This window comes from Erythrobacter sp. (assembly GCF_024305245.1).
In the GTDB taxonomy this organism is placed as follows: domain Bacteria; phylum Pseudomonadota; class Alphaproteobacteria; order Sphingomonadales; family Sphingomonadaceae; genus Erythrobacter.
In genome coordinates this window covers 133,402-157,217 of record NZ_JAMWYX010000001.1, presented here as the reverse complement: position 1 = coordinate 157,217, position 23,816 = coordinate 133,402, and the positions used below count along the sequence as shown (strand labels likewise).

Genomic DNA, 23,816 nt, shown 5'->3' with positions numbered 1-23,816 from the left:
CGTGCGACCCTTGAGCGACAATGCGTCAGGGTGTGGACGTCACCGGAAGGCGAATCAAGCCGCCCGGCTCATTCGGACAGGAACGAGACAATCGCCTCGCCCATCTCGGGCTTGGTTACGCTATTGAGATGACTGCCCGGCACTGCGATATAGCGCGCATCCGGCAGCATCGCGGCCAGTTCCTCGGCCGAGCCGTTATCGTCATCCTCCGATCCGCAGATCGCAGCGGCGGGCATGGTGATGGTGGCGAGCTTCGTAAGATCGAAATCATCCATCGCATCGAGCAGCAACCGCGCCGCGACCCGATCGACGCCTTGCGATTTCAGGAAGGTCCGCGCGACATAAGCCGGATCGCCCGGCTTGATCGTGTCGAATTCGTCGATAACCCGCTTGAAGAAGCTGGCGCGGCGCTCCCATTCGGCAAGGCCCGATACGCCCATGCCGCAGATCGCCAATCTGCGCGGCTCGAGAATACCATGGGCGACCGCATGGATCGCCGTGCGCGCGCCCAACGAGAAGCCTACCAGATCGAACATGCCGGGCACGAGCCCCAGATGCTCTGCCAGCGCGGCAACGTCGCGCACCAGCACGCCGGGGGGATAGGCGCTCGCATCATGCGGTGCCGCGCTGTCCCCATGAACGCGGAAGTCGAGCATGATCGCGCGGAAGCCCGCAGCTGCGAGCCTCTGCCCGTGACCCCATTTGATCCAGTTCATGTGGGCCGAGGAGAACAGCCCGTGTAGCAGGATCACCGGCCTGCCCTCGCCTTCGGTGTGGATCGCTAGGCTGGTGCCGTCGAAGGAGGTGAATTGATCAGCCATGCCGCAGCGTAAGCCCCTTCTGCTCCATCCGCCACTGCACCATCTCGACGCGATCCTGCCCGAAGAACAGCTCACCATCGAACACCAGCGTCGGCACGCCCCAGTGACCCGCCGCTTCCAGCGCGGCCTGATTGGCGGCGATCTCGGCATCGAGCGCGTCGGCGTCGGCGGCCACTTCGGCGTCGAGTTCGGCTAGATCGAGACCCGCGCGCGCGGCCGCCCCGGCAAGGTAATCGCCCTCATGCCAGTTGGTCGCTCCGCCCCAGATCAGCTGCGCGGCCTCATGCGCGAAGACCAGACCCGCCCCGCACCGCGCCGCCGCCTGCCCCAGACGGGTTATCCGCCGGATATAGGGCTGATCGGAAGCAATCTGGCGCGTCGTCATGTCCTGAATGATCGGATCAGGCCGCGGCGTGCCAAATTGAATGCCGTGAAACTGCGCCACCCGCATCATGTCGCGCAAGGTGTAGCCGAGCCAGTTGGGATGATTGCGCTCGAAGAAGTCGGGCTGGCGGATCGCCAGCGGATAAACCGGCTTCAGCGCGATGGCGAGATCATATGCCTCGGCCATCGCCCGATAGCGCCCGATCGCCAGATAGGAATAGGGCGACCGAAAGCTGAAATACAGATCGGCGCTCAGGGTCACGTGCGCCTCACCGGAAAAAGCACTGCGTTCCGGCATAAAGCATTTCGACCTTGTCGGCGGCAACGAAGCCGCCGATCCGGTCGCCCAGCGCGAATTCCTCGCCCAGCGTGCTGCCTTCGACGGGGGAATAGCCGGGCGCTGCTTCGACAAGGCTCCGCGCCGAACCGAGTTGCACGTCGCCGCCCAGTTTGACGGTGCCGGAGCCGGGCAAGTCTCCGTCCTGCGCCAGATGCCAGTTCCAGCCGACCAGCCGCTCGTCCTGGAAATGCGCAGTCAGTCCGTTGGGGAAGTCGGTGAAGGTGATCGGCCCCGCGCCGCATTCGGCATTCTCGCCCGATCGCAGCGGTGCGCCCAGCACCCGGCCAAGCGCGGCTTCAACTTCTTTTTGCCCGGCCGCGAAGAAGAACGATTCCGTGCCGGCGGTCAGGCCTTCGCTGCGCAATACGACGACGTTGGCGGGCACCGCCTGCTGTTCATTCTGGCCCTGCTGACGCTCGGCCGGACTGGGCACGTCGCCGCTGTCACAGCCGGAAAGAGCCAGCGCGCCCGCAAGCGCAAAAAGAGCGATCCGCATCAGTCTACCCCTTCTTCAGGTGCCGCCGCCCGAGCAGTTCGGCGATCTGAACCGCGTTCAGCGCAGCGCCCTTGCGCAGGTTGTCGGAGACGCACCACAGCGTCAGGCCGTTCTCGACCGTCGGGTCTTCGCGCACGCGGCTGATGAATGTCGCGGCATCGCCGACACATTCGACCGGGGTGATGTAACCGCCATCCTCACGCTTATCGATCAGCATCACGCCGGGGGCTTCACGCAGGATATCCTGCGCCTGTTCGGCGCTGATTTCGTTCTCGAACTCGATATTCACCGCTTCGGAATGGCCGACGAACACCGGCACACGCACGCAGGTCGCCGTCAGCTTGATCTTGGGATCGAGGATCTTCTTGGTCTCGACCATCATCTTCCATTCTTCCTTGGTCGAGCCATCGTCGAGGAAGCTGTCGATGTGCGGGATCACGTTGAAGGCGATCTGCTTGGTGAACTTCGAAGGCTCCACCGGATCGCCGACAAAGATCGCGCGGCTTTGCTGGAACAGTTCGTCCATGCCGGCCTTGCCCGCGCCCGAGGTCGATTGGTAGGTGCTCACCACCACGCGCTTGATCTTCGCGAAATCGTGCAGCGGCTTCAGCGCGACGACGAGCTGCGCGGTCGAGCAGTTGGGGTTGGCGATGATATTGCGGGCCTTGTAGCCGTCGATCGCGTCCGGGTTCACTTCCGGCACGATCAGCGGCACGTCCGGGTCCATGCGGTAGTGCGACGAATTGTCGATCACGATGCAACCGGCTGCCGCCGCCTTGGGCGCGTATTCCTTGGCCGGGCCGGATCCGGCCGAAAACAGCGCGATATCCCAGCCAGCCCAGTCGAAATGCTCGATATTCTTGCACTTCAGCATCTTGCCGGTGTCGCCGAATTCGACCTCGCTACCGACCGATCGTGACGAGGCGACCGCAGCCACCTCGTCGCACGGGAAGTTGCGCTCGGCCAGAACCTGCATCATCTCGCGCCCGACATTGCCGGTCGCGCCGACCACTGCCACCCGATAACCCACTAAACGTTCTCCTGATCAGTCTCGCCTGCGAGATAGCGTTGATTGCGCCTTACGCAAGCATTCGCTCGGGCAGTATCACTCTGGCGGTGTAACCCCGTTCGCTTCCAGAAAGCGGAACTTCGCATTCATAAGGTGCGGGCTGATATTCTGACCGCGGATGGCGTGACCAAAGCCGGGGTAGAGCATCATTTCGAACGGCACGTTGGCCGCCTGCATTGCGGCCACCAGCTCGGTCGTGTGATCTAGCACCACATTGTCGTCGGACATGCCGTGGATCAGCAGCAGCGCATCGCTGATCTTCGTTGCATCCTTGACCGCACTGGCGCTGGCATAGCCTTCCGGATTGCCCTGCGGCGTGCCCATGTAACGCTCTGTCCAATGGGTATCGTACAATTCCCAGCGGGTGACAGGAGCAGCTGCAATCCCGGCGGCGTAGAGGCCCGGATCGGCCTGAAGCTGCTTGATCGTCATGTATCCGCCATAGGATCCGCCATCGAGGGCGATCTTGTCGGGATCGACGAAATCGAGCGTCTTGAGGAACTGCGCGCCCGCCTTCTGATCGCGCACCTCGACCCCTCCCATCCGGCGGTAGATCGGCTGTTCGAAAGCCACGCCGCGATTGGCGCTGCCGCGATTGTCGAGGACGAACCAGATATAGCCCTTGTCGACAATCGCCTGCCGCTCTGCACCGTCCCAGTTCTTGCTGACTTTCTGCGGTCCGGGCCCGGCGTAATGATGGTAGAACACGGGATAGCGCTTGCCCGGTTCGAGTTCCGGCGTGACCATTTCCCAATACAGGTCGGTGCCATCTTCCGCCTTGATCGTGCCGTATTGTGTCGGCCGGTGACCCGCCAGATAGCGTGAATAGGGGTGATCTTCGTCGAGCGCGTTTTCCATCACCCACGCAATCCGGTTGCCGGCACTGTCGGCAAGGTAGCTTTGCGGCGGTGTGTCATCATTGGAACGGGTGACGAGCAGCGTCTGTCCCTTACCATCCATCGAGGCCGAGTGGACAAAGGCAGGATCGCTGATCAGGGTGATTGCGCCCGGCTCGGCGACGTCGAGCGCATAGATCTGCTGCGCCAGCACGTCGTCCTTGGTTCCGGTGAAATAGAGCCTGCCGGCAGCCTGATCCACGCCAACCAAACCGGTGACCACCCATTCGCCGCTGGTAAGCTGAGTCCATTCACCGTCAGCAAACCGATAAAGATGCCCGAAACCGTCACGCTCCGACCACCAGATCAGGGAGCCATCTTTCAGCCAGCGATAATCGCTTCCCAGATTGAGCCAGTAATCGGAAATCGCCGCTTTTTCGGTGAACAGCACCTCGCTCGATCCGGTCGCCGGATCGACCTTCAGAATGTCGAGCACGGTCTGATCGCGGTTCTGGCGGTGCACATAGATCGCCTTGCCGTCAGGTGCCCAGTCGACGGCGGGAATATAGATATCGTCATTATCGCCCAGATCGATCTCGACCCGTTCGCTGCCATCGGGGTTCATGACAAACAGCGAGACGACCGCATTCGGCGTACCGGCAAACGGATAGCGCTGTTCGAAGATGCGCGTTCCGTCGGCGCCGATTGCCGCCCGGCGCGCGATTTCCACTCCGCTTTCATCGAACCGCTCGACGACGATGCGTTGATCGTCAGGGCTCCACCAGAAACCCTGGTTTCGCCGCATTTCTTCCTGTGCGATGAATTCGGCCTCGCCCCAGCGCACATCCTTGTTGCTTTCCAAGGGCGTGATCGGCGCAGCTTCGCCGCCAATCTCGCCGACCCAAAGCTGCCGGCCGCGAACGAAGGAAACGAATCCGCCCTTGGAGCTCAACGCCGCATTGAGTTCCGTTTCCTTGGTATCGGTAAGCCGGATGATCGTCCCGTCGAGCTTCGCCAGATACAGATCGCCGTCGAGCGGGACCAGCAGCGCCTCACCGTCGCTCGACCACTGGTAGGAAACGATCCCCTTCAGGTTGCCGATCCGCCCACGCTCGCGCTGCATTTTCTCTTCTTCGGAAAGCTCGCGTCCGCTGCCCAGCTTCTCCGAATCGACCAGCATGGCCCATTCCTTGCGCTGGCGGTCGAAGGCCCACAGATCGTAACGCTCGGTATCGTCGGCGCGGTTGCGCAGCAGGGTCAGGTAGCGGCCATCGGGCGACAATTTGGCCGATCTCGGGCTTTCGCCGTTGAGATCCGGGCTGGCAAAGACCCGCTCGAAGCTGAGCGTGGGGGTTTCCTCAGGCATGACACCCTCCGCAAGGGCGGGAATAGCAAGACACACGGCAACAGCAGCAATTATGGAACGCATTCAAGGCTCACCTCGTCGTTGCGAGCCGCCGACAGGCGGCGCGGCAATCCAAGGCTGGACCTTGGATTGCTTCGCTGGCGCTCGCAATGACGAAAAACCGTCCGGAATGCAAAAGGGCGGCCCCGCAGGACCGCCCTTCGCGAATTGCTGGCTGGTAAGCCTTACGCCTTGGGAGCGAAATCGCGGCGCTCTGCGATACGTGCGCTCTTGCCGGTGCGGCCGCGCAAATAATAGAGCTTCGCACGACGCACCACGCCGCGGCGGACCACGGTGATGCTTTCGACGATCGGCGAGTAGAGCGGGAAAACGCGCTCGACGCCTTCGCCGAAGCTCATCTTGCGCACGGTGAAGTTGCTGCCCATGCCGCGGTTCGAACGGGCGATCACGACGCCTTCGTAGTTCTGAACACGTTCACGGTTGCCTTCTTTCACCTTCACGCCGACGCGGACGGTGTCGCCTGCGCGGAATTCGGGGATGTCCTTGCCGGACTTGGCGATTTCTTCGGCTTCGATTTGCTGGATCAGGTTCACTGGTCCGGTTCCTTGTCTTTTCGCCGCGCGCCAGAGGCAGGTTGGACCCGAGCGCCCTCATAGCGCTCCCACAAGTCCGGCCTGCGTGACCGTGTGTCTTCCTCGCTCCTTGCCTTGCGCCAAGCAGCGATCTTCGCATGATCCCCCGATCGCAGCACTTCGGGGATCGTGCGCCCTTCCCATTGCTGAGGTCGGGTATAGTGCGGGTATTCGATGAGGCTTTGTTCGAAGCTCTCTTCATCCCCGCTGGAAGCCGCGCCCATTACGCCGGGAAGCAGCCGAATGCAAGCGTCAAGGATGGTGAGCGCAGCCATCTCGCCGCCGGACAGGACGATGTCGGCGAGGCTGACCTGTTCGATCTCCGGACGGGCGTCGAACAGGCGCTCATCGAACCCCTCGAACCGCCCGCACAGAATGATCACGCCGGGGCCGCTTGCGAGCTCGCGGATGCGTGTTTGGGTGATGGGTTTGCCACGCGGTGTCATGGCGAGAATGGGGCGACCAGCGGAAGGCGCGCTGTCCAAAGCCCGCGCCAGCACATCGCACTTCAGCACCATCCCCGCCCCGCCGCCTGCGGGCGTATCATCGACGGTGCGGTGCTTGTCGGTGGCAAAATCGCGGATCTGCACCGCCTCGCACGCCCACTTGCCCTCCACCATAGCGCGGCCAGCGAGCGACACGCCAAGCGGCCCGGGGAACATCTCGGGATAGAGCGTAAGGATGGTGGCAGCGAAGGTCATGGTTTTCCAAACCGCTTGGCGACCACAATCCAGCAGATGACGAAAATGATAAGGTAGAAGGGCAGCCCGAAGAAAAACGCAATCACTGCCCCGCTGCCGTCCAGAGGGTTCCCAGTCGCAAGCCGGGGTGCCTGTCCAGCAAAGTCGAGGCCATAAAGCGCTAACAGAACCGCGACCGCAGAAAGAGCGAATGCGAAAAGCGAACGAAACCGTTTTGGCACACTCAGCAGATGCCGCGAAAGAAGGTCGGCTCCCATAAAGGCGGTCAGCAAACCGAGGCCAAGGGGAACCAACAGGAGCATCGCTACCGCCCTATCCATTCCAATTCACTCCATCATTCGCCTGCGTATCGACCATCAATTCAAACACATCAGACCGCGCATAATACCTGTCCGTATCGAAGCTCGTCAGCCACGCGGCTATTTCTGTAGAATCGAATTCGGCGAAAAACGTCGCCTCCCCCTCGTCCCCCTGCGCAACTAAGCGGGTGTCGCGCCCGGCGATCAGCGAGCCGCCTTTGTTGAGCACGTGCACAGGGATCGGCGCGGCTTGGTCAAATACGACAGGAAGCTTCGTCATACCCGCCGCTTACGCCGGGAATTCAGCCCCCGCAACCGCCGCAGCCACCGCCGCCGCATCCGCTGCCGCCGCCATCGCTGCTGGTGTCGCCGCCGCTTCCGCCGCCGTCGCCGCTGCTTTGCTGGCGCATCGCGTGCACCGGCTCCCACGGCGTGCCGACCAGCACGGCTGTGCCAAACAGTGCGACCGCCAGCGCTGCCTCTTCGGGGCGCGGTGCGCGGGCGAGGCGTGAGGCTTGTCCGCGAGCGCGCTCGACTGAGGCGATCCCGGCAGTCGTGCGCGGATCGGACTTGACGAAGCGGAACACCGCCAGCGCCAGGGTCAGCAACAGCAGGGCAATCAGGAACCCGGTCGGCTCGCCCAACGCGCTGCCTGCCCGCTGGCGATAGAGGCCGAGCAGCAACAAGGCCGCGAACGGCGTGATCGAGAGCAGGCGCAACCGGTTCTCTTGCTCCGAGCGCAGCAGCAAGCCGTTGCGCCGCAGCCGCGCAGCGATCCGCTCGGCATGGACGCCAAGCCGCTTGCGCGCATCGGTCAGCGCAATCGGTGCATCGAAGGCGAGCAGATCCTTGCCAGCGGGCGTCGCCGGCAGGCTCCGCTGTGCGACAGCCATCTTGCCCGCGCCGGCTTCCACCAACGCGCCGCGCGCGAACAGATCGGCCAGAACCGAATCGGCAAACCGCGATGCGCCTCCGGCGAGAATAGCGAGATTTTCAGGATCGGCGGATTCGTCAGGTCGTCCGGCGTCACGCAGGTGCGCCGGTATCCACCACGCTGCGTAGGTCCCCAATCCCAGCAGCATAGCGTAAAACAACAGGAAATCGCTGCCCGTCCAGGACGAGAACAGCTGCATTACATTATCCTTCCCGCGAGCCAGCCCGCCACCAAAGCGGCCAGACCCAGCGCCAGAGCGACCCGGCGTCTAAGGACGATAACATCGAAAAAGTTAACGCGCACACTCTGCGGATCGCGGGAAAACCGCCTTGTGGCCGAGGGCCAGATGTCCGCTGGCGGCGCCTCGCCGAAGCTGGTCTCGTAAGCTGCGAGAGTTGCGGCATATTGTCGGTAGAAGCGATCGCGTTCGGTCGATCCGCCCTTGGTCGGGCCGTGGTGCAGGTCTGTGCACAACACATCAGGACAGAAGGTCTGCCAGTAGTCGCGCGAATAGGTGAGATGGAGGTGCCACGCCTGATCCACGGCGTCGGACGGGGTGACCTGATGCCCGGCGGTGACCGCCAGATAGCAGAAGCGCCGGTATTCAAAGATCACCCGTTCGGCATACGCGAGGCTCCAGCGGTTTTCGCGGGCGAGGCGCGCGGCGAAGGTGAGCGATGCGCCCGATGGGCCGATCTGGTGGGCCGCAATGCGATGCCAGAGTTCCGTCTCAACCGCTGGCGCTGGCATTGGCATGGCTAATCGAAAACACGGGGGTCGAACTGCGTCAGCCGGTCGAGCCGCCGCGTGGCGAAGTGGGCTACCGGCCATGCGATCATCGCACCGACCGCCAGCAATATGCCGATTCCGACAAACTGCTCGGGATCGAAGTTACCCTGCTCCGAATAGATCAACCCGAAGGTCGGCACGATCATCGCTAGCGGACCGCACATGACGGCCACGAACACCCGGCGCGCCCGGCTTTGCCGACCCAAAACGAACCGCGTCAGCAGCACTGCGCCAAGCGTGACCATCTGGATGAACAGCACAAACAGCACGATTGCGATGAGGGCAGTAAGCATGGCCCCTAGTCTTCGGCGAAAGCGCTCGCAATCACAAGCCGGTGTTCGTCCCACTCCAGCACCGCGGCCGGGATCATCGGCACCATGAAGGTCTTCGGCCCCTTTTCGGGCACCGGATCGCGGGTGATCTCGATAATGTCGGTAGCACCGAAATTCTCGATCGCGAGCACGTTGCCGACTGGCTCACCGGTGTCGGTGACTACCGGCAGGCCGAGCAGATCGGCGTGATAGAACTCGCCCTCTTGCAGCGGCGGCAGCGCATCGCGGGGAACGGTCAGCAGGGTGCTGCGCAGCCGCTCCGCATCGGCGCGGCTGGTGCTTTCAGCAAAGCGGGCGACCGCCCCGCCCTTCCCGTCGTCGCGGATTTTCAGCAGCGTGAGCGCGCCGTCATTGAAGCTCTTGTGGCTGGAAAGCCCCGCCACGCTCTCCCCGAACAGCTTCAGGCGCACCTCGCCCGCCACCCCGTGTGCGCCGGCAATGGCGGCGAGGGTGACGGGCTTGGTCATTCCGGCAATCAGCCTTCGGTCTTTTCTTCGGCGGCAGGCTCGTCAGCGGCCGGAGCAGCTTCGGCAGCAGGCGCTTCTTCAGCGGCAGGCGCTTCTTCAGCGGCAGCTTCCTCGGCGGGAGCTTCATCAGCCGGCGCCTCTTCAGCCGGAGCTTCTTCAGCGGCGGGTGCTGCGGCAGCGGCCTTGGCTTCTTCCTCAGCGGTGCGAGCGGCTTCTTCGGCTTCGGCGATCTTCGCTGCACGCTCTTCAGCGCGTTCCTTGGCCTTCTCGCCCGGCTCGCCCTTCTTGGGGTTGCTGCGCGCCGCGCGCTCGAGCACGCCGGCGGCGTCGAGGAAGCGGGCAACGCGGTCGGTCGGCTGCGCGCCGACGCCGAGCCAGTAACGGGCGCGGTCTTCGCTCAACTTCACACGCTCGGCGCTGTCCTTGGCGAGCAGCGGGTTATAGGTGCCGATCTGTTCGAGATACTTGCCGTCGCGCGGGCTGCGGGTGTCGGCCACGACGATACGGTAATAGGGACGCTTCTTGGCACCGCCGCGCGAAAGCCGGATGGAAATGGACATTTGATGTTACCTTTCGATTGGAATTAATTGAACTTTAACTATTGAACTGAAATCTATTTCTTGCCGCGCGGAGGGCCGCCCAGACCGGGCAAACCGCCCATCGGGCCGCCCATTCCGCCGGGGCCGCCCAGACCGGGAAGGCCACCTGCGCCGCCGCCGCCAAGACCGCCCATGCCGCCCATTCCGCCGCCGCCGCCGCCGCCGAACATGGCGGCAAGGCCTTTCATGCCGCCCATCTTCTTGATCTGCTTCATGGCGCGGGCCATTTCCTGATGCATCTTCAGGAGTTTGTTGACCGTCTGCACATCGGTGCCGCTGCCCGCCGCAACGCGCTTTTTGCGCTTGGCGTTCATCAGGTCGGGATTGGAGCGCTCCTTCGGAGTCATCGAGGAGATCACCGCTTCGAGATGCACCAGCACCTTGTCGTCCATGCCCGAAGACGCCATCGCCGCCTTGGCCTTCTTCATGCCCGGCATCATTCCGGCGAGCATCCCCAGCCCGCCCATCTGCCGCATCTGGCGCAGTTGCATGGCAAGATCGTCGAGATCGAACTTGCCCTTCTCCATGTTGCGGGCAAGCTTTTCGGCGTCTTCTTCCTTGATCGTCGCAGCCGCGCGCTCGACCAGGCTGACAACGTCGCCCATGCCGAGAATGCGGTCCGCGACCGATCCGGGGCGGAACACTTCGATCGCGTCGAGCTTTTCGCCGGTGCCTGCAAATTTGATCGGCTTGCCGGTGACCGCACGCATCGAAAGCGCCGCGCCGCCGCGCGCATCGCCGTCCATGCGGGTCAACACCACGCCGGTCAGCGGCACTTCGCCCGAGAAGCTCTGCGCGACGTTGACCGCGTCCTGACCGGTGAGCGAATCGACCACCAGCAGCACTTCGCCCGGCGTCGAAACGCCCGCGACCGCCTTCATCTCGGCCATCAGCGCATCATCGACATGCAGGCGGCCCGCGGTGTCGAGCAGCAACACGTCGTAATTCTGCAAGCGCGCCGCTTCCATCGCGCGCCGCGCAATGTCGACCGGCTGCTGGCCCTGCACGATCGGCAGGGTCGCGACGTCCACCTGCGTGCCCAGCACCGCAAGCTGTTCCTGCGCGGCCGGACGATTGACGTCGAGCGAGGCCATCAGCGCTTTCTTGCCGTGGCGTTCGCGGATCAGTTTGGCGATTTTGGCGGTGGTGGTGGTCTTGCCCGAGCCCTGCAGGCCGACCATCATGATCACGACCGGCGGCTTGGCATCGAGGTTCAGACCCTCGGTCTCCATCCCGCCGAGCGTCGCCACCAGCTCGTCATGGACGATCTTGATGACCTGCTGGCCGGGAGTGACCGACTTGAGCACGTCCTGACCGACAGCCTTTTCGGTGACGGCATCGATAAAGCGGCGGGCGACAGGGAGCGCGACATCGGCTTCTAGCAGCGCGATCCGCACTTCGCGCATGGCATCGCGCACGTCCTGTTCGCGCAGCGCGCCGCGGCCCTTGAGCTTGTCAAAGACCCCGCCAAGACGGTCGGACAGAGTGTCAAACATCGCCAACTTCTCCTGCCGGGAACCGTGGGCCCCGGAATACGCGAAAAACGCCGGCGGACGAAACCTCGTCAGCCAGCGTTGCGAAAAGGGCCCCCGAGGGGCGAACTCTCCGACTTGGATCAGAATGACTGGTGGAGCCTAGCGGGATCGAACCGCTGACCTCAACACTGCCAGTGTTGCGCTCTCCCAGCTGAGCTAAGGCCCCGAGCCAGTCATCATGCGAGCAAAGCATTGCGCTCTGCTTGCGGGAGGCGGCCATTATAAGGGCCGCCCTCCCATTGCAAGTGTATTTTGATCGATCCGGCGCGATAGTAGCCAAACCGAATGCCGATCGCTGAAACGGTTGCAACGCAACCGCAAGGCTGACCAGCCGAGAATTTCGCACGCCGGATGGCGTGCGGAACATCAGGATTCGTCGTCGTCGTCGCCCTTGTTCGTGGCAACGCCGAGATCGTCGTCTCCGCCGAGATCGACATCATTATCGGGCGAATCGTCATCGTCGTCGATGTCCTCGATGTCATCGAGATCATCGGTCTCATCGCCGCCCAGATCGGAATCGGCCTCGACGTCTTTCTTCTTCTTTTCTTCCTCGAACGGAATCGGCTGTTTGGACTTCAGCACCGGCTCGGGCGACCAATTTTCGCCGCACTCGATGCAGGTGACCGGGTCATCCTTGCCCAGGTCGTAGAAACGTTCCCCGCACTTGGGACAGGTACGCTTGGTACCCCATTCGGGCTTTGCCATTTTCATTCCTCAAAACTGGCCGACCCCGGCAGGGGCAAGCGAAACGGATTCACAATCACGGGTGACTTGTTCAGGATTTGTGGGTTCCGGCAAGCCCTTTATCAAGAGCATGATCAAGAGCGTCCCGGCCCGCGCGCGGCGCGCCTTGCCAGAAGCGCGGGGCGCTGTCAAAGACCGCCGCCTGATGACCAGCCACACCTTTGCGCCATCCGGCCCCCTGCGCGGCACTATCCGCGTTCCGGGCGACAAGTCGATCAGCCACCGCGCGCTGATGTTCGCCGGGCTTGCCGTGGGGCGGAGCCGGATTACCGGCCTGCTCGAAGGCGAGGATGTGCTGGCGACCGCCGCCGCGATGCGCCAGTTCGGGGCAGATATCACCCGCAGCGATGACGGCACATGGACAGTGCACGGCGCAGGACTCGGCAGCCTGCTGGAGCCGAAACAGGCGCTCGACATGGGCAATTCGGGCACCTCGACCCGGCTGCTGATGGGCCTTGTCGCCAGCCACGCGATCACTGCGACCTTTGTGGGCGATGCCAGCCTTTCGGGCCGCCCGATGAACCGCGTGATCGCCCCGCTGGCACAGATGGGCGCGAGCATCGAAGCCTCGCCGGGCGGCACCCTCCCGCTGATGCTGCGCGGCGCTGCGCCCGCCGTACCGATCACATACCGGCTCCCGGTGGCGAGCGCGCAGGTCAAGAGCGCGGTGCTGCTGGCGGGCCTGAACACGCCGGGGATGACCCGCGTGATCGAGCCGGTGCCGACCCGCGACCATACCGAGCGGATGCTGACCGGTTTCGGTGCCAAGCTCGAAATCGCGGAAGAAGGCGGAGAGCGGATCATCGCCATTCACGGCGAGGCCGACCTCAAGCCGATGGACGTGACCGTGCCCGGCGACCCCTCCTCGGCGGCGTTCTTCATGGTTGCGGCCAGCATCGTTCCGGGCAGCGACCTGACGATACGCAATGTCGGCCTCAACCCGACCCGCGCCGGATTGCTCGAAGTGCTGCGCCAGATGGGCGCGGACATCACCGAAGTCGATGCGCGCGAAGTCGGCGGCGAACCGGTCGCCGATCTGCGGGTGCGCCATGCGCAGCTCACCGGCATTGATATCGACCCCGCCCTCGCGCCCTCGATGATCGACGAATTCCCGGTGCTGTTCGTTGCCGCCGCTCTGGCGAGCGGCACCACCCGCACGACCGGGCTGGAGGAATTGCGGGTCAAGGAAAGCGACCGCCTCGCCGCGATGGCCGCCGCGCTACAATTGGCGGGCGCGCGGGTGGATGAGCATGAAGACGGCCTCACCATCCACGGCGCCGGCGGCGAACCGCTGTCCGGCACGCCCGCCGGTGCAAGCGTCGCCACCCGGCTCGACCACCGTATCGCTATGAGCATGGCGGTGGCGGGCCTGGTGAGCCGTCATGGCGTCAATGTGGACGATACCGCCCCGATCAACACCAGTTTCCCCACCTTCATGGGCCTGCTCGACGAGGCCGGGCGATGACCACTCCGCTTGACGCCCCGCTCGACTGGGCCAGCATCGTCGGCCTGTGCGGCACCGCCTGCATCATCGGCGCCTATGCCTACCTGACGCTGGCGAAGCAGACCAACCCGTTCCTGCTGCATGGCACCAACCTGACGGGCGCGGCGTTGCTGACGGTGTCGCTACTAGTCCACACCAACTGGGCCAGCCTCGTGCTCGAAGGCTTCTGGGCCGCGATCGCGATTTTCGGGCTCGTGCGCGCATGGCGGGCGAGCGCCTCTGAGGGAGAACAGCGATGATCTGCAGAATACTCGCAGCCGCGGCGCTGGCCCTGCTGCCGTTTGCCGCACAGGCGCAGGACACCGGCGCTCTCCCTGACGACCCGGCAGCCGATTGGTCGGTTGCCACCTCCGAACATCGCGTTTCTGTCGAGGGCGGGAAGGTGTGGGCGCGGGTCAACGGCGTGATCGGCGAAGGGCCAACCCCCGTCATCATCATCCACGGCGGCCCCGGCGGTACGCATCTGGGCTTCGGCGGGCTGCTGAGCCTTGCCGATCAGCGCGCCGTCATCCTTTACGACCAGCTCGACAGCGGCATGTCCGACCGCCCCGAAAACCCGGCAAACTGGCGGGTCGAGCGCTTCGTTGCCGAGCTCGAAGCGATCCGCCAGAGCCTCGGAGTCGAACGCTGGCACGTAATCGGCCACAGCTGGGGATCGGCGCTTGCGCTCGAATATGCGGCTGCATACCCACAGCACACCGCCTCTGCGGTGCTGAGTGGCACGTTCATTTCCACCCCGCACTGGATCACCGGCACCAATCTGCTGATCCGTGACCTGCCGGATGAAGTCGCCGCTGCAATCCGCGCCTGCGAAAGCCGGACCCCGCCCGGGCCGGACGTCTGCGAACCGGCAACCGCCGCCTTCTACGCCGCCTATAATGGCCGTCCCGACCGCCCTGCCCCCTCGCCCGAAGCCGTCGCCTTTCGCCAGCGTTATCGCGGCAAGGGTGGGAACGCCGTGGTCTACAACACGATGTGGGGACCAACCGAATTTCGTGCGTCGGGCTCGCTCGCCAACTATGACGCCACGCCGCTACTGTCCCGGATCGATGGCAGCCGCGTGCTGTTCGTGGTCGGTCAATATGATGAAGCGCGGATCGACACCGTGCAGGATTTCGTCGCGCTGACCCCCGGCGCAGAGCTGGCGGTGGTTCCCGGGGGGTCGCACGCGTTCATCGGTGAGCGTCCCGCGGTCGCCGAAGCGATCTATCGCGACTGGATGATGCGTATCGACGCGCGCGAGACTACGGAATGATTATCGCTGTCGACGGCCCTACCGCTTCGGGGAAAGGCACCATCGCCAAGGCACTGGCCGCGCATTTCGGCCTGCCGCATCTGGATACCGGTCTGCTTTACCGCGCGGTCGGGCGGCAAGTGCAGCTTGGCGGCGGTGATCCGAACGATCCGGCAGCGGCGCTGGCCGCGTGCGACTTTGCCGATGCGTTGCTGGATGATGATGCCTTGCGTTCAGAGGAAGCCGGCGGGTTCGCCAGTCGGGTTTCGGTGCACCCGGCAGTGCGCCGTGCGCTTTACGAACGCCAGCGCGCCTTCGCGCTGCAACCGGGCGGCGCGGTGCTCGACGGGCGCGATATCGGCACCGTCATCGCGCCCGATGCCGACGTGAAGCTGTTTGTGACCGCCAGTGTGCAGGAACGCGCGCGGCGGCGGTGGCTGGAAATGACCGGCCGCGAAATCGACATCCCGCTCGCCGAGATCGAGCAGGACATCGTCCGCCGCGACGCGCGCGACATCAACCGTGCCGATGCCCCTTTGCGCGCCGCGCCCGATGCGCTGGTGATCGACACCACCAGTTTCGGCCGTGAACAGGCGATCGAGGCGGTGATCGAGGCGGTACGCACCCGGTTGGGTACGGCCTGACGGGGCTTTCCTACTCGTCCGCGATGCGGGAAAGTCGCGTTATGACACGCCCGCCTTTTCCTGTCCCGATGCAGCCCGTATTGCCCCATTGCAGCGGCAACAGGTTTTTGAGTCCTGAACAGTGTCTCATGTGTCTCCTACAGGCCAGCCCGCCTGGTCCGCGCCGCAGGGAGCCAGAGGGGAATATCCTTGCTTTTTGCCCGGTGCTCGACTAGGCGCGCGGCCGTTCTCGCAATCTTTCACGGTTGAAGAACCTTCGCGTTTTCGCATCCGGCGACGCGGAGCACTCGGCCTCTTGCCCTGCAAGCCCGCGCAATGGTGCACGGGAGGCAGTTTAAGACCCCGGAAAAACCGGTGGCCGGTAGCACAACGAACAAACAGGACTGACCTGCAATATGGCAACCCAAATGCCCACCCGCGCCGATTTCGAGGCGATGCTCAATGAACAACTCGGCGGTGCCGGCGACGAAGGCTTCGAAGGCCGCGTCGTCAAGGGAACCGTCACTGCGATCGAAAACGGCTTTGCCGTGATCGACGTCGGCCTCAAGAGCGAAGGCCGCATCCCCCTCAAGGAATTTGCCCGCGGCGAAGACGACCACGGCCTGACCGTCGGTGGCGAAGTCGAAGTTTTCGTCGACCGCGTCGAGAATGCTGACGGCGAAGCAATGCTGTCGCGCGACCGCGCCCGCCGCGAAGCAGCGTGGGACAAGCTGGAAAGCGAATTCGGCGAAGGCAAGCGCGTCGAAGGTCGCATCTTCGGCCGCGTCAAGGGCGGCTTCACCGTCGACCTCGATGGCGCTGTTGCGTTCCTGCCCGGTTCGCAGGTCGATATCCGCCCGGTGCGTGATGTCACCCCGCTGATGGACATTCCGCAGCCGTTCCAGATCCTCAAGATGGATCGCCGCCGCGGCAACATCGTCGTCTCGCGCCGCGCCGTGCTCGAAGAAACCCGCGCCGAACAGCGCAGCGAGTTGATCAACGATCTGGCCGAAGGTCAGGTGATCGACGGCGTGGTCAAGAACATCACCGACTACGGTGCGTTCGTCGACCTCGGCGGCATCGACGGCCTGCTGCATGTCACCGACATGAGCTACAAGCGCGTCAATCACCCGAGCGAAGTCATCAATATCGGCGACACCGTGACTGTGCAGATCGTGCGCATCAACGCCGATACGCAGCGCATCAGCCTTGGCATGAAGCAGCTGGAAAGCGATCCGTGGGATGGCGTGGCCGCCAAGTATCCGGTCGGCATGAAGCTGTCGGGTCAGGTCACCAACATCACCGAATACGGCGCCTTTGTGGAGCTGGAAGCCGGGATCGAAGGCCTCGTCCACGTTTCGGAAATGAGCTGGACCAAGAAGAACGTCCACCCGGGCAAGATCGTTTCGACCTCGCAGGAAGTCGAAGTCATGGTGCTCGAAGTCGACAGCGACAAGCGCCGGATCAGCCTCGGCCTCAAGCAGGCCCAGGGCAATCCGTGGGACGAGTTCGCCGACAAGCACCCGATCGGTTCGGTCGTCGAAGGCGAAGTCAAGAACGCCACCGAATTCGGCCTGTTCGTGGGTCTCGACGGCGACGTGGACGGCATGGTTCACATGTCCGACATCGCCTGGGGCATCTCGGGCGAGGACGCGCTGGCGCTCCACCGCAAGGGCGAAATGGTCAAGGCCGTCGTGCTCGATGTCGATGTCGACAAGGAGCGCATCAGCCTCGGCATGAAGCAGCTCGAAAAGGGTGCGCCCTCGGCTGAAGGCGCCACCAGCGGCGGTGCTCTTCGCAAGAACCAGACCGTTACCGTCACCGTGCTCGAAGTGCGCGACGGCGGCCTCGAAGTGCAGGTTGGCGAAGACGGTGCAACCGGCTTCATCAAGCGCGCCGACCTTGGCCGTGACCGCGACGAACAGCGCCCCGACCGTTTCCAGGTCGGCAGCAAGATCGACGCGATGGTCATCGGTTTCGACCGTTCCAAGAAGCCGAACTTCTCGATCAAGGCGCGTCAGATCGCCGAGGAAAAGGAAGCAGTGGCACAGTTCGGTTCGTCGGATTCGGGTGCATCGCTCGGCGACATCCTCGGCGCCGCGCTGAAGAAGAAGGAAGATTGAGGCTAGAGGTACGCACCTGCGAAAGCAGGAGTCACTTTAGCGCCTGAATGGAAGGCCCGCCCGCTCAACCGAGCAGGCGGGCCTTTCCCTTTGGCGGCGCAACCTGTAGGGTGGAAGCCATGATCCATGTTCACCAATTCCCGTGCCTTAGCGACAACTACGGCTATCTGATCCACGATACCGACAGCCACGAAACGGCGGCGATCGACACGCCAGACGGCAAGGAGTATCTCCGCCAGGCCGATCTGAAAGGGTGGCGGATCACGCAGATCTGGAACACCCACTGGCACCCCGATCACGCTGGCGGCAACGCGGTCATTCAGGAAGCCACCGGCTGCACCATTACCGGCCCGGCCGAAGTCGAAGGGAAGTTCCCGGTCGACCGCATCATCGCCCATGGTGACACGGTTACGATCGGATCGGTCGAAGCGCAGGTCATCGACGTATCGGGCCACACCAATGGCCACATTGCATTCCATCTGCCGAGCGCGGGTATTGCCTTCGTCGGCGACTCCGTCTTCGCATTGGGCTGCGGCCGGATGTTCGAGGGCGAGCCGGGTCAGTTCTGGGACAGCCTCGCGCGCATCAAGGCATTGCCGCCCGAAACGGTGCTGTACTGCGCGCACGAATACACCGCCTCCAACGCCAAATTCGCACTCCACGCCGATCCCGACAACGCCGCGCTTCAGGCCTATGCCGACGAGATCACAGCGAAGCGCGCGCGCGACGAATGGACCGTGCCCACAACGCTCGAGCGCGAACTGGCCACCAATCCCTTCCTTCGCGCCGACGATCCGGCGATGATGGCACGCTGGGGCGGCAACGCCCCGCACGAAACCTTCGCGGCGTTGCGATCGGCAAAGGACAACTTCTAGGTCGATGCAGGCTCTCAGAGTCGAGCACCTCTCGGATGATCTGTCCGGCGTTGTGCTTGCCGACATCCCCGAACCAGTCCGCGCGCCCGGCGAAGTGCTGGTGCGGGTGCGCGCCGCTTCGCTGAACTTTCCCGACCTCTTGATGACCCGCGGCGGCTACCAGTTCAAACCCGGTCTGCCCTTCACCAGCGGGCTGGAATTCGCAGGCGAAGTGCTGGAGGCAGACCCGGCCAGCGGCTTTGCGCCCGGTGACCGGGTCATGGGCGGTAACAAGACGGGCGCGTTTGCCGAACTCGCCAATGTGGCTGCCGACAAGTTATCGATGATGCCGCGCGGCATGGATTTCCCCGCCGCCGCCGCGATGGGGGCGGCTTACTCCACCGCCTATACCGGGCTGGTCGAACTGGGCGGGTTGCAGGAAGGCCAATGGGTGCTGGTTCACGGCGCGAGCGGCGGAGTGGGACTTGCCGCCTGCGACTTGGCCATCGCATTGGGTGCCAAGGTGATTGCCTCGACCGGAAGCCCCGACAAGGTGGAGCGGATCGCCGCCCTCGCCCGGCCCAATGCGGTGCTTCTGGCTGAGCGGCGCTTCCGCGAACAGGTGGCGGAGATCACCAGCGGCACGCTGGCGGACATCGTCTTCGATCCCGTCGGCGGCGATGTGTTCGACGAATCGACCCGCTGCGTCGCTTTCGGCGGCAAACTGATGGTGGTCGGCTTCACGTCCGGCAGGATCGCCGACATCGCGACCAACATTCCGCTGATCAAGGGGTTCAGCATCATCGGCCTGCGCGCCGGAGAATATGCGCGGCGGTTTCCCGAGCGGGGTCAGAAGATACAACAGGCAATCTCTGCTCTCGCAGAGCAAGAGCGCATCACTCCCGCCATAGACCGGGTGCTGCCGCTATCGCGCTGGCGCGAAGGCTTCACCGCGATGACGCGGCGCGAACTGGTGGGCAAGATCGTGTTTCAGCCCGGATAGGGCGCGCGCTTCAACAGGCCCGCCAAGTGCGCTGCATTGCTGGCGACCATCGATGCCGTCTGGGTGACCTTCTCCGGCTGCTGGTCCAGATCCTTGAAATCGGTACTGCCCATCGCCTCGCCGACCCAGTAGCACGCGGCCACCGCCGGAATGGTCCAGCCTGTATCGTTGAGCGCCTGAAACAGCTGCGAGGTTGCCCAATGTGCGCCGTCCTCGTTGCCGACGATTGCCGCTACCGCGACCTTGCCATAGCTCGGCATCCGGCCCGCATCGTCGGTTTCGGACAGGAAGGCGTCCATCCGCTCAAGCACCCGCTTGGCGACGGAGGACGCCTGCCCCAGCCAGATCGGTGTGCCGAACACGAGGATATCGGCGGCAAGGATGCGTTCGCGGATTTTCGGCCAGTCGTCGCCCTCGCCCTCGTCTGACGTCACGCCCGGCTTGACGTTGTGATCGGCGATACGGATCGAATCGGCCACACGAACATCATGTTCGGCGAAGGCGTCGCGCAGCACGCCGATCATCACATCGGTCGAACTTTCGCGACTGTCCGAGGGAGCGAGCGAGCAATTGATGGCACAAGCGGTAAGTGTCACGGCAGTCTCCTTTCATCAGGAGCAAGCCGCGCCTTGTGGGTTTGTTTCACGGTGCCGGATCGATTGCCCTGACGGTGCGACGGGCGGACCATGCGAAAAGGGCGGCCTCTACGGACCGCCCTTTCATAAATCGCAGGTTCGCAACAAGATCAGAGCGAAGCGATAACTTCGTCGGCGAGCTTCCGGTCGGCCGTGCTGTCATGGCGTTCGGAAATCAACTTGCGCGAAGCGGCAGCCGCTGCGGTCACGGCGCGCGCCTTGACCTCGGCAACCGCAGCGCGTTCGGCAGCGGCGATCTTGTCTTCGGCCATGCGCTGACGGCGAGTGACCATCAGGTCGCTATCGGCCTCGGCGCGGGCGAGGATCGCATCGGCTTCTTCGCGGGCACCCGCCAGCATCGCTTCGGCATCCTTCTCGGACGCAGCGATTTTGGCGGCATATTCCGCCCGCAGCGCTTCGGCCTCGGCCCGCAAAGCCTTGGCTTCGTCGAGCTGGGTGCGGATCTCGGCGATCCGGCTGTCGAGCCCGCCGGTGATCATGCCGGGCACCTTCTTCCACACGAACACCGCGATCAGCACGCTCATCGCCAGCGCGACCCACTGATAGGAATCGAGCCCGAGCGCAGCAGGTTCGGCGTAGCCATCCGCTCCGGTGGCGAGCATCGTGAGAATATCAGCCATGCGCCATCACCTCCTTGACCGCAGCCTGCGCCGCGGCTGGTTCGACATCGGCGCCGGCGATGCGGGCAACGATATCGCGCGCCGCATCGGCGGCAACATCTTCGATCTCGGCCAGCGCGCTGGAGCGGGCGGCATCGATCCCGGCTTCGGCTTCGGCAAGACGGGCATCGAGGCGCGTCTGCGCCTCTGCCAGCTTCGCCTCATTCGCCTTGGTCGCCGCACCCTTGGCCTCGGCGACCACCGCTTGCGCGGCAGCGCGATTTTCATTTTCGCGCTTGCGCCAGGCTGCTTCCTCGCTGTCGGCAGCATCGCGCGCGGCTTGCGCAGCGGCGAGGTCACCGGAGATCTGCTGGTCACGCAGCTCGACCGTGCCCATGATCTTCGGCACCATGCCCAGCCCCACGACGAGGAAGGTCAGGCCGAAGAACACCAGCAGCCAGAACACCTGGCTTGAAAGCGTGTCAGCGATTTGAACGATCTGAGGCATTATCGACCTTTGCTAGCGCAAACTATGTGACGGGGAGGCCGGGTGCGCGCAAATCACGCGCCGCCCGGCCACTCCATACACCGGTATTAGCCGAAGATCAGCAGAACGGCGATCACGAAGGCCAGCAGGCCGAGCAGTTCGGCAGCCGCGAAGCCGATGAACAGGCGGCCCTGCTGCGCGTCGGCAGCACCCGGATTGCGCAGCGCGCCTTCGAGGAACGATGCGAACACGTTGCCCACGCCGAGAGCGGCCAGACCAGCGCCAATCGCCGCGAGACCGGCACCCAGAAGAGCTGCAGCTTGTGCGTCCATGGTATTAAACTCCTTGAAGAAATCTTGTTGTTGGTGAGGGTTTTGAAGAACGCGAAAAGCGTCCTTAGTGAAGGTTTTCCGCGTCGTTGATGTACAACGAGGTCAGCAGCGCGAACACATAAGCCTGAATGCCGGCAACCAGAATCTCGAGCGCGCTGATTGCGACCATCAGGATAAAGCTGGGGACGCCGACTGCAACGCCGAGGCCCATGCCTGCGCCGCCGCCGGCAATGACGAAGCTCGCCAGCACCTTGAGCAGCACGTGGCCGGCCATCATCGCCACGAACAAACGCAGCGCAAGACTGAACGGACGCACCATGAAGGACACGAACTCGATCGGGGCGATGAAGATCGCCATGACCAGCGGTGTGTCTTTCGGCACGAACAGCGAGAAGAAGTGCAAGCCATGCTTGGCAAAGCCGACCACCAGCACGATGGCAAAGCTCATCAGCGCCAGCACGCCGGTGACGGTGAAGTGGCTGGTGAAAGTGAATGCGTGCACCCCGGGGATCAGACCGACCGGCACGAGGCCGAGCAGGTTCCCGAACAGGATGAACATGAACAGCGTGAAGATGTAAGGAACATACTTGCGCCCGGCCTTGCCGACATTGGCTTCGAGCAGATCGTCGATGAAGCCGGTCATGCTTTCGACTGCCATCTGCCAGCGGCCCGGCACCACCTGACGCTGCATACCGCCAGCGACGAATGCCGTCACCAGAACAGCGGTCACCGCCATCCACAGCGCGGAGTTGGTGAATGCGATGTTCAATCCGTCAGCCAGTTGCCAGTTCGAGCCGAACAGGGGCTCGATGGTGAACTGCTTCATCGGATCGACCTTGCCTTCTTCGGCTGCCACGATCTGTCGGTCCTCAAATGTTTCACATGAAACACGCCCCTAGAGGGGGTCTAGGGCGGGTCAAGCAGGGGTTTAACCCTTGCCGTCACGCCCTTCGGCCTCTTCTGCGGGGCGCGTTTTCGCGCCAAGAATAATGCTTCTGAAGGCCGACGCCGTTCCGAGGAACAGTCCGGTCAACAGGCCCCAAGGCGCGATCCCGGCCAGCGCATCCACCGCAAAGCCGATCACCAGGCCACCGATAATCCCGCCGAGGAGGCTGGCCAGTGCGCGGTTGCCGCTGCGGTAATTCGCATCGGTTCCCTGCACCTGCGACCGGTTGCGTTGCTCTTCACGCTCGCGTGCGACCTTGAGCCGCGCTTCGAGCGCGTCAATCCGCGCATCCTCGACGATGGGTTCTCGGGCGGGTTTCTCATCGCTCATGTCGGTTTCCTGAAAACGGAAGGACGAGACACGTGCAACCAGGTGCCCGCCGAGGGCGCCGCCCCCTTAGAAGGGGGGCACATAGGTGTCAACATGGGGGAGTGTTTGTTTGGGCTCTTGTTTGCACGCCTGCCTTTGCAGGCGTGCAAAGATCAGGGACAGCGCGGGTCCCGGATCGGGGGGGCGCTGGTGCGGGTCTGCCAGCTGCCGTCGGGCGCGCGATACTTTTCGCCCGGCGTGGTGCGCGCGATTGCCTGGCATCCGGAGCTCAGCGCATAAGCCTCAATCGTCGCCTTGTTTTCCTTGGCTTTTTCCGAGTAAACTGCCTTACGCTTGATATTGATGTTGTCGACCACCCGCTGCAACGCCGGGTTGGCGGGGCCGACAATGCCGATATAGCCATCGGGCTGTTCGCCCACCTCGCCTGCCGCACGCGCAGCAGCATAGGCAGGATCGCGATCCGCCATGGCCGGGGCTGCCACCATGCCCAGCATCGCGGCGGCGGCAAGTCCGCCAAAGGTCAATCTGCGCATCGTTTTTCCTCCTCGTCGTCGGCCCATCAGAAGATGTCCGCGTTTTCTTCGATCGTGTTGGCCGCGTCCTCGGCAAGACGATAGATCACTTCCTGCCGGATATTGACGTTCAGTTCGATCACGATCGGTTCGTCCGGGGCGGCTATGTTGATGCAGCCGCCCAGGCCTGCCGAAAGGATCACCGCTGCCGCCATAGTAGCTCCGGCCTTCACGTATTCTCGCCGTTCCATCCCTGCCTGCCCTCCCCG

31 protein-coding genes and 1 tRNA gene are annotated in these 23,816 nt (G+C 63.8%); 7 read left to right on the top strand and 25 right to left on the bottom strand.

Annotation, left to right across the window (positions count from 1 at the left end; all coding sequences use genetic code 11):
* Positions 1 to 68 precede the first annotated feature (68 nt).
* The 17 genes from Q0L48_RS00850 to Q0L48_RS00770 form a co-directional block, all read right to left on the bottom strand.
* The gene (locus Q0L48_RS00850) at positions 69 to 821 is read right to left on the bottom strand and encodes an alpha/beta fold hydrolase (protein WP_296716185.1); all 753 of its coding nucleotides are present in this window, start codon (positions 819 to 821) and stop codon (positions 69 to 71) included.
* Positions 814 to 1,467 carry a DsbA family protein gene (locus Q0L48_RS00845; protein ID WP_296716183.1) on the bottom strand — a complete coding sequence of 218 codons (654 nt, stop codon included), beginning with the start codon at positions 1,465 to 1,467 and terminating at the stop codon, positions 814 to 816. Before Q0L48_RS00845 ends, Q0L48_RS00850 begins: the two co-directional genes overlap by 8 nt.
* A 7-nt stretch (positions 1,468 to 1,474) precedes the next feature.
* Positions 1,475 to 2,041 carry an aspartate-semialdehyde dehydrogenase gene (locus tag Q0L48_RS00840; RefSeq protein ID WP_296716181.1) on the bottom strand — a complete coding sequence of 189 codons (567 nt, stop codon included), beginning with the start codon at positions 2,039 to 2,041 and terminating at the stop codon, positions 1,475 to 1,477.
* Positions 2,042 to 2,045: 4 nt separating this feature from the next.
* Positions 2,046 to 3,071: an aspartate-semialdehyde dehydrogenase gene (locus tag Q0L48_RS00835; protein WP_296716180.1), complete on the bottom strand. Its 1,026-nt coding sequence runs from the start codon at positions 3,069 to 3,071 to the stop codon at positions 2,046 to 2,048.
* A 75-nt stretch (positions 3,072 to 3,146) separates the two neighbouring features.
* On the bottom strand, positions 3,147 to 5,375 hold the full coding sequence (locus Q0L48_RS00830; protein WP_296716179.1) for a S9 family peptidase: 2,229 nt from the start codon (positions 5,373 to 5,375) through the stop codon (positions 3,147 to 3,149).
* Between the two features lie 161 nt (positions 5,376 to 5,536).
* Positions 5,537 to 5,905 (bottom strand): 50S ribosomal protein L19, encoded by a 369-nt coding sequence (rplS, locus tag Q0L48_RS00825; protein ID WP_296716178.1) that lies wholly within the window; start codon positions 5,903 to 5,905, stop codon positions 5,537 to 5,539.
* Positions 5,902 to 6,645, bottom strand: coding sequence for a tRNA (guanosine(37)-N1)-methyltransferase TrmD (gene trmD, locus Q0L48_RS00820; RefSeq protein WP_296716177.1), 744 nt, complete (start codon positions 6,643 to 6,645; stop codon positions 5,902 to 5,904). Before trmD ends, rplS begins: the two co-directional genes overlap by 4 nt.
* Positions 6,642 to 6,947 carry a hypothetical protein gene (locus Q0L48_RS00815; protein WP_296716176.1) on the bottom strand — a complete coding sequence of 102 codons (306 nt, stop codon included), beginning with the start codon at positions 6,945 to 6,947 and terminating at the stop codon, positions 6,642 to 6,644. The genes trmD and Q0L48_RS00815 overlap by 4 nt, the downstream gene beginning before the upstream one ends.
* A 10-nt stretch (positions 6,948 to 6,957) precedes the next feature.
* Complete coding sequence (locus Q0L48_RS00810; protein ID WP_296716175.1) at positions 6,958 to 7,224, bottom strand: hypothetical protein; 267 nt, start codon at positions 7,222 to 7,224, stop codon at positions 6,958 to 6,960.
* Between the two features lie 22 nt (positions 7,225 to 7,246).
* Positions 7,247 to 8,077 (bottom strand): TIGR04222 domain-containing membrane protein, encoded by an 831-nt coding sequence (locus tag Q0L48_RS00805; protein ID WP_296716173.1) that lies wholly within the window; start codon positions 8,075 to 8,077, stop codon positions 7,247 to 7,249.
* Entirely contained in the window at positions 8,077 to 8,628 is a 552-nt protein-coding gene (locus tag Q0L48_RS00800) for a hypothetical protein (RefSeq protein ID WP_296716172.1), read from the bottom strand. Before Q0L48_RS00800 ends, Q0L48_RS00805 begins: the two co-directional genes overlap by 1 nt.
* 8 nt (positions 8,629 to 8,636) lie before the next feature.
* On the bottom strand, positions 8,637 to 8,960 hold the full coding sequence (locus Q0L48_RS00795; RefSeq protein WP_296716170.1) for a hypothetical protein: 324 nt from the start codon (positions 8,958 to 8,960) through the stop codon (positions 8,637 to 8,639).
* A gap of 5 nt (positions 8,961 to 8,965) precedes the next feature.
* On the bottom strand, positions 8,966 to 9,466 hold the full coding sequence (gene rimM, locus Q0L48_RS00790; RefSeq protein WP_296716168.1) for a ribosome maturation factor RimM: 501 nt from the start codon (positions 9,464 to 9,466) through the stop codon (positions 8,966 to 8,968).
* A gap of 8 nt (positions 9,467 to 9,474) precedes the next feature.
* Entirely contained in the window at positions 9,475 to 10,026 is a 552-nt protein-coding gene (rpsP, locus tag Q0L48_RS00785) for a 30S ribosomal protein S16 (RefSeq protein ID WP_296716166.1), read from the bottom strand.
* A gap of 53 nt (positions 10,027 to 10,079) precedes the next feature.
* Complete coding sequence (gene ffh, locus Q0L48_RS00780; RefSeq protein ID WP_296716164.1) at positions 10,080 to 11,561, bottom strand: signal recognition particle protein; 1,482 nt, start codon at positions 11,559 to 11,561, stop codon at positions 10,080 to 10,082.
* Between the two features lie 129 nt (positions 11,562 to 11,690).
* Positions 11,691 to 11,766: transfer RNA gene (locus tag Q0L48_RS00775), tRNA-Ala, on the bottom strand.
* Positions 11,767 to 11,966: 200 nt separating this feature from the next.
* The gene (locus Q0L48_RS00770) at positions 11,967 to 12,305 is read right to left on the bottom strand and encodes a TIGR02300 family protein (RefSeq protein ID WP_296716162.1); all 339 of its coding nucleotides are present in this window, start codon (positions 12,303 to 12,305) and stop codon (positions 11,967 to 11,969) included.
* A gap of 184 nt (positions 12,306 to 12,489) precedes the next feature.
* Here Q0L48_RS00770 and aroA point away from each other — a divergent pair, with 184 nt between their 5' ends.
* The 7 genes from aroA (at position 12,490) to Q0L48_RS00735 (ending at position 19,685) form a co-directional block, all read left to right on the top strand.
* The gene (gene aroA, locus Q0L48_RS00765) at positions 12,490 to 13,809 is read left to right on the top strand and encodes a 3-phosphoshikimate 1-carboxyvinyltransferase (protein WP_296716161.1); all 1,320 of its coding nucleotides are present in this window, start codon (positions 12,490 to 12,492) and stop codon (positions 13,807 to 13,809) included.
* A complete protein-coding gene (locus tag Q0L48_RS00760) occupies positions 13,806 to 14,087 on the top strand; it encodes a permease (protein ID WP_296716160.1) in 282 nt (93 codons plus the stop codon). The genes aroA and Q0L48_RS00760 overlap by 4 nt, the downstream gene beginning before the upstream one ends.
* A complete protein-coding gene (locus Q0L48_RS00755) occupies positions 14,084 to 15,103 on the top strand; it encodes a proline iminopeptidase-family hydrolase (protein ID WP_296716159.1) in 1,020 nt (339 codons plus the stop codon). The genes Q0L48_RS00760 and Q0L48_RS00755 overlap by 4 nt, the downstream gene beginning before the upstream one ends.
* On the top strand, positions 15,100 to 15,726 hold the full coding sequence (locus Q0L48_RS00750; RefSeq protein WP_296716158.1) for a d(CMP) kinase: 627 nt from the start codon (positions 15,100 to 15,102) through the stop codon (positions 15,724 to 15,726). The genes Q0L48_RS00755 and Q0L48_RS00750 overlap by 4 nt, the downstream gene beginning before the upstream one ends.
* A gap of 395 nt (positions 15,727 to 16,121) precedes the next feature.
* The gene (rpsA, locus tag Q0L48_RS00745) at positions 16,122 to 17,828 is read left to right on the top strand and encodes a 30S ribosomal protein S1 (RefSeq protein WP_296716156.1); all 1,707 of its coding nucleotides are present in this window, start codon (positions 16,122 to 16,124) and stop codon (positions 17,826 to 17,828) included.
* Between the two features lie 119 nt (positions 17,829 to 17,947).
* Complete coding sequence (gene gloB / locus Q0L48_RS00740; protein WP_296716154.1) at positions 17,948 to 18,703, top strand: hydroxyacylglutathione hydrolase; 756 nt, start codon at positions 17,948 to 17,950, stop codon at positions 18,701 to 18,703.
* A gap of 4 nt (positions 18,704 to 18,707) precedes the next feature.
* The gene (locus Q0L48_RS00735; protein ID WP_296716153.1) at positions 18,708 to 19,685 is read left to right on the top strand and encodes an NADPH:quinone oxidoreductase family protein; all 978 of its coding nucleotides are present in this window, start codon (positions 18,708 to 18,710) and stop codon (positions 19,683 to 19,685) included.
* Here Q0L48_RS00735 and Q0L48_RS00730 read toward each other — a convergent pair.
* The 8 genes from Q0L48_RS00730 to Q0L48_RS00695 all read right to left on the bottom strand — a co-directional run bounded on the left by Q0L48_RS00730 (position 19,673) and on the right by Q0L48_RS00695 (position 23,762).
* Positions 19,673 to 20,281, bottom strand: coding sequence for a flavodoxin family protein (locus Q0L48_RS00730; protein ID WP_296716151.1), 609 nt, complete (start codon positions 20,279 to 20,281; stop codon positions 19,673 to 19,675). The two genes, Q0L48_RS00735 and Q0L48_RS00730, sit on opposite strands and share 13 nt — an antisense overlap.
* Positions 20,282 to 20,430: 149 nt before the next feature.
* A complete protein-coding gene (locus tag Q0L48_RS00725; protein WP_296716150.1) occupies positions 20,431 to 20,961 on the bottom strand; it encodes a hypothetical protein in 531 nt (176 codons plus the stop codon).
* Complete coding sequence (locus Q0L48_RS00720; protein WP_296716149.1) at positions 20,954 to 21,448, bottom strand: ATPase; 495 nt, start codon at positions 21,446 to 21,448, stop codon at positions 20,954 to 20,956. Before Q0L48_RS00720 ends, Q0L48_RS00725 begins: the two co-directional genes overlap by 8 nt.
* A gap of 86 nt (positions 21,449 to 21,534) precedes the next feature.
* Entirely contained in the window at positions 21,535 to 21,759 is a 225-nt protein-coding gene (locus Q0L48_RS00715; protein ID WP_296716147.1) for a F0F1 ATP synthase subunit C, read from the bottom strand.
* A gap of 64 nt (positions 21,760 to 21,823) precedes the next feature.
* Entirely contained in the window at positions 21,824 to 22,585 is a 762-nt protein-coding gene (locus tag Q0L48_RS00710; RefSeq protein WP_296717070.1) for a F0F1 ATP synthase subunit A, read from the bottom strand.
* A 102-nt stretch (positions 22,586 to 22,687) separates the two neighbouring features.
* Positions 22,688 to 23,035 (bottom strand): AtpZ/AtpI family protein, encoded by a 348-nt coding sequence (locus Q0L48_RS00705; protein WP_296716146.1) that lies wholly within the window; start codon positions 23,033 to 23,035, stop codon positions 22,688 to 22,690.
* A 152-nt stretch (positions 23,036 to 23,187) separates the two neighbouring features.
* Positions 23,188 to 23,568 (bottom strand): YdbL family protein, encoded by a 381-nt coding sequence (locus Q0L48_RS00700; protein WP_296716145.1) that lies wholly within the window; start codon positions 23,566 to 23,568, stop codon positions 23,188 to 23,190.
* 26 nt (positions 23,569 to 23,594) lie between these two features.
* Positions 23,595 to 23,762 (bottom strand): YnbE family lipoprotein, encoded by a 168-nt coding sequence (locus Q0L48_RS00695; RefSeq protein WP_296717067.1) that lies wholly within the window; start codon positions 23,760 to 23,762, stop codon positions 23,595 to 23,597.
* Positions 23,763 to 23,816 lie beyond the last annotated feature (54 nt).

Coding starts and splice junctions, on each gene's coding strand:
- Q0L48_RS00850 (WP_296716185.1), bottom strand. CDS start 821: ATGGCTGATCAATTCACCTCCTTCGACGGCACCAGCCTAGCGATCCAC.
- Q0L48_RS00840 (WP_296716181.1), bottom strand. CDS start 2,041: ATGCGGATCGCTCTTTTTGCGCTTGCGGGCGCGCTGGCTCTTTCCGGC.
- Q0L48_RS00830 (WP_296716179.1), bottom strand. CDS start 5,375: ATGCGTTCCATAATTGCTGCTGTTGCCGTGTGTCTTGCTATTCCCGCC.
- trmD (WP_296716177.1), bottom strand. CDS start 6,645: ATGACCTTCGCTGCCACCATCCTTACGCTCTATCCCGAGATGTTCCCC.
- Q0L48_RS00815 (WP_296716176.1), bottom strand. CDS start 6,947: ATGCTCCTGTTGGTTCCCCTTGGCCTCGGTTTGCTGACCGCCTTTATG.
- Q0L48_RS00810 (WP_296716175.1), bottom strand. CDS start 7,224: ATGACGAAGCTTCCTGTCGTATTTGACCAAGCCGCGCCGATCCCTGTG.
- Q0L48_RS00805 (WP_296716173.1), bottom strand. CDS start 8,077: ATGCAGCTGTTCTCGTCCTGGACGGGCAGCGATTTCCTGTTGTTTTAC.
- Q0L48_RS00800 (WP_296716172.1), bottom strand. CDS start 8,628: ATGCCAGCGCCAGCGGTTGAGACGGAACTCTGGCATCGCATTGCGGCC.
- Q0L48_RS00795 (WP_296716170.1), bottom strand. CDS start 8,960: ATGCTTACTGCCCTCATCGCAATCGTGCTGTTTGTGCTGTTCATCCAG.
- rimM (WP_296716168.1), bottom strand. CDS start 9,466: ATGACCAAGCCCGTCACCCTCGCCGCCATTGCCGGCGCACACGGGGTG.
- rpsP (WP_296716166.1), bottom strand. CDS start 10,026: ATGTCCATTTCCATCCGGCTTTCGCGCGGCGGTGCCAAGAAGCGTCCC.
- ffh (WP_296716164.1), bottom strand. CDS start 11,561: ATGTTTGACACTCTGTCCGACCGTCTTGGCGGGGTCTTTGACAAGCTC.
- Q0L48_RS00770 (WP_296716162.1), bottom strand. CDS start 12,305: ATGGCAAAGCCCGAATGGGGTACCAAGCGTACCTGTCCCAAGTGCGGG.
- aroA (WP_296716161.1), top strand. CDS start 12,490: ATGACCAGCCACACCTTTGCGCCATCCGGCCCCCTGCGCGGCACTATC.
- Q0L48_RS00760 (WP_296716160.1), top strand. CDS start 13,806: ATGACCACTCCGCTTGACGCCCCGCTCGACTGGGCCAGCATCGTCGGC.
- Q0L48_RS00755 (WP_296716159.1), top strand. CDS start 14,084: ATGATCTGCAGAATACTCGCAGCCGCGGCGCTGGCCCTGCTGCCGTTT.
- Q0L48_RS00750 (WP_296716158.1), top strand. CDS start 15,100: ATGATTATCGCTGTCGACGGCCCTACCGCTTCGGGGAAAGGCACCATC.
- rpsA (WP_296716156.1), top strand. CDS start 16,122: ATGGCAACCCAAATGCCCACCCGCGCCGATTTCGAGGCGATGCTCAAT.
- gloB (WP_296716154.1), top strand. CDS start 17,948: ATGATCCATGTTCACCAATTCCCGTGCCTTAGCGACAACTACGGCTAT.
- Q0L48_RS00735 (WP_296716153.1), top strand. CDS start 18,708: ATGCAGGCTCTCAGAGTCGAGCACCTCTCGGATGATCTGTCCGGCGTT.
- Q0L48_RS00725 (WP_296716150.1), bottom strand. CDS start 20,961: ATGGCTGATATTCTCACGATGCTCGCCACCGGAGCGGATGGCTACGCC.
- Q0L48_RS00720 (WP_296716149.1), bottom strand. CDS start 21,448: ATGCCTCAGATCGTTCAAATCGCTGACACGCTTTCAAGCCAGGTGTTC.
- Q0L48_RS00715 (WP_296716147.1), bottom strand. CDS start 21,759: ATGGACGCACAAGCTGCAGCTCTTCTGGGTGCCGGTCTCGCGGCGATT.
- Q0L48_RS00710 (WP_296717070.1), bottom strand. CDS start 22,585: ATGAAGCAGTTCACCATCGAGCCCCTGTTCGGCTCGAACTGGCAACTG.
- Q0L48_RS00705 (WP_296716146.1), bottom strand. CDS start 23,035: ATGAGCGATGAGAAACCCGCCCGAGAACCCATCGTCGAGGATGCGCGG.
- Q0L48_RS00700 (WP_296716145.1), bottom strand. CDS start 23,568: ATGCGCAGATTGACCTTTGGCGGACTTGCCGCCGCCGCGATGCTGGGC.
- Q0L48_RS00695 (WP_296717067.1), bottom strand. CDS start 23,762: ATGGCGGCAGCGGTGATCCTTTCGGCAGGCCTGGGCGGCTGCATCAAC.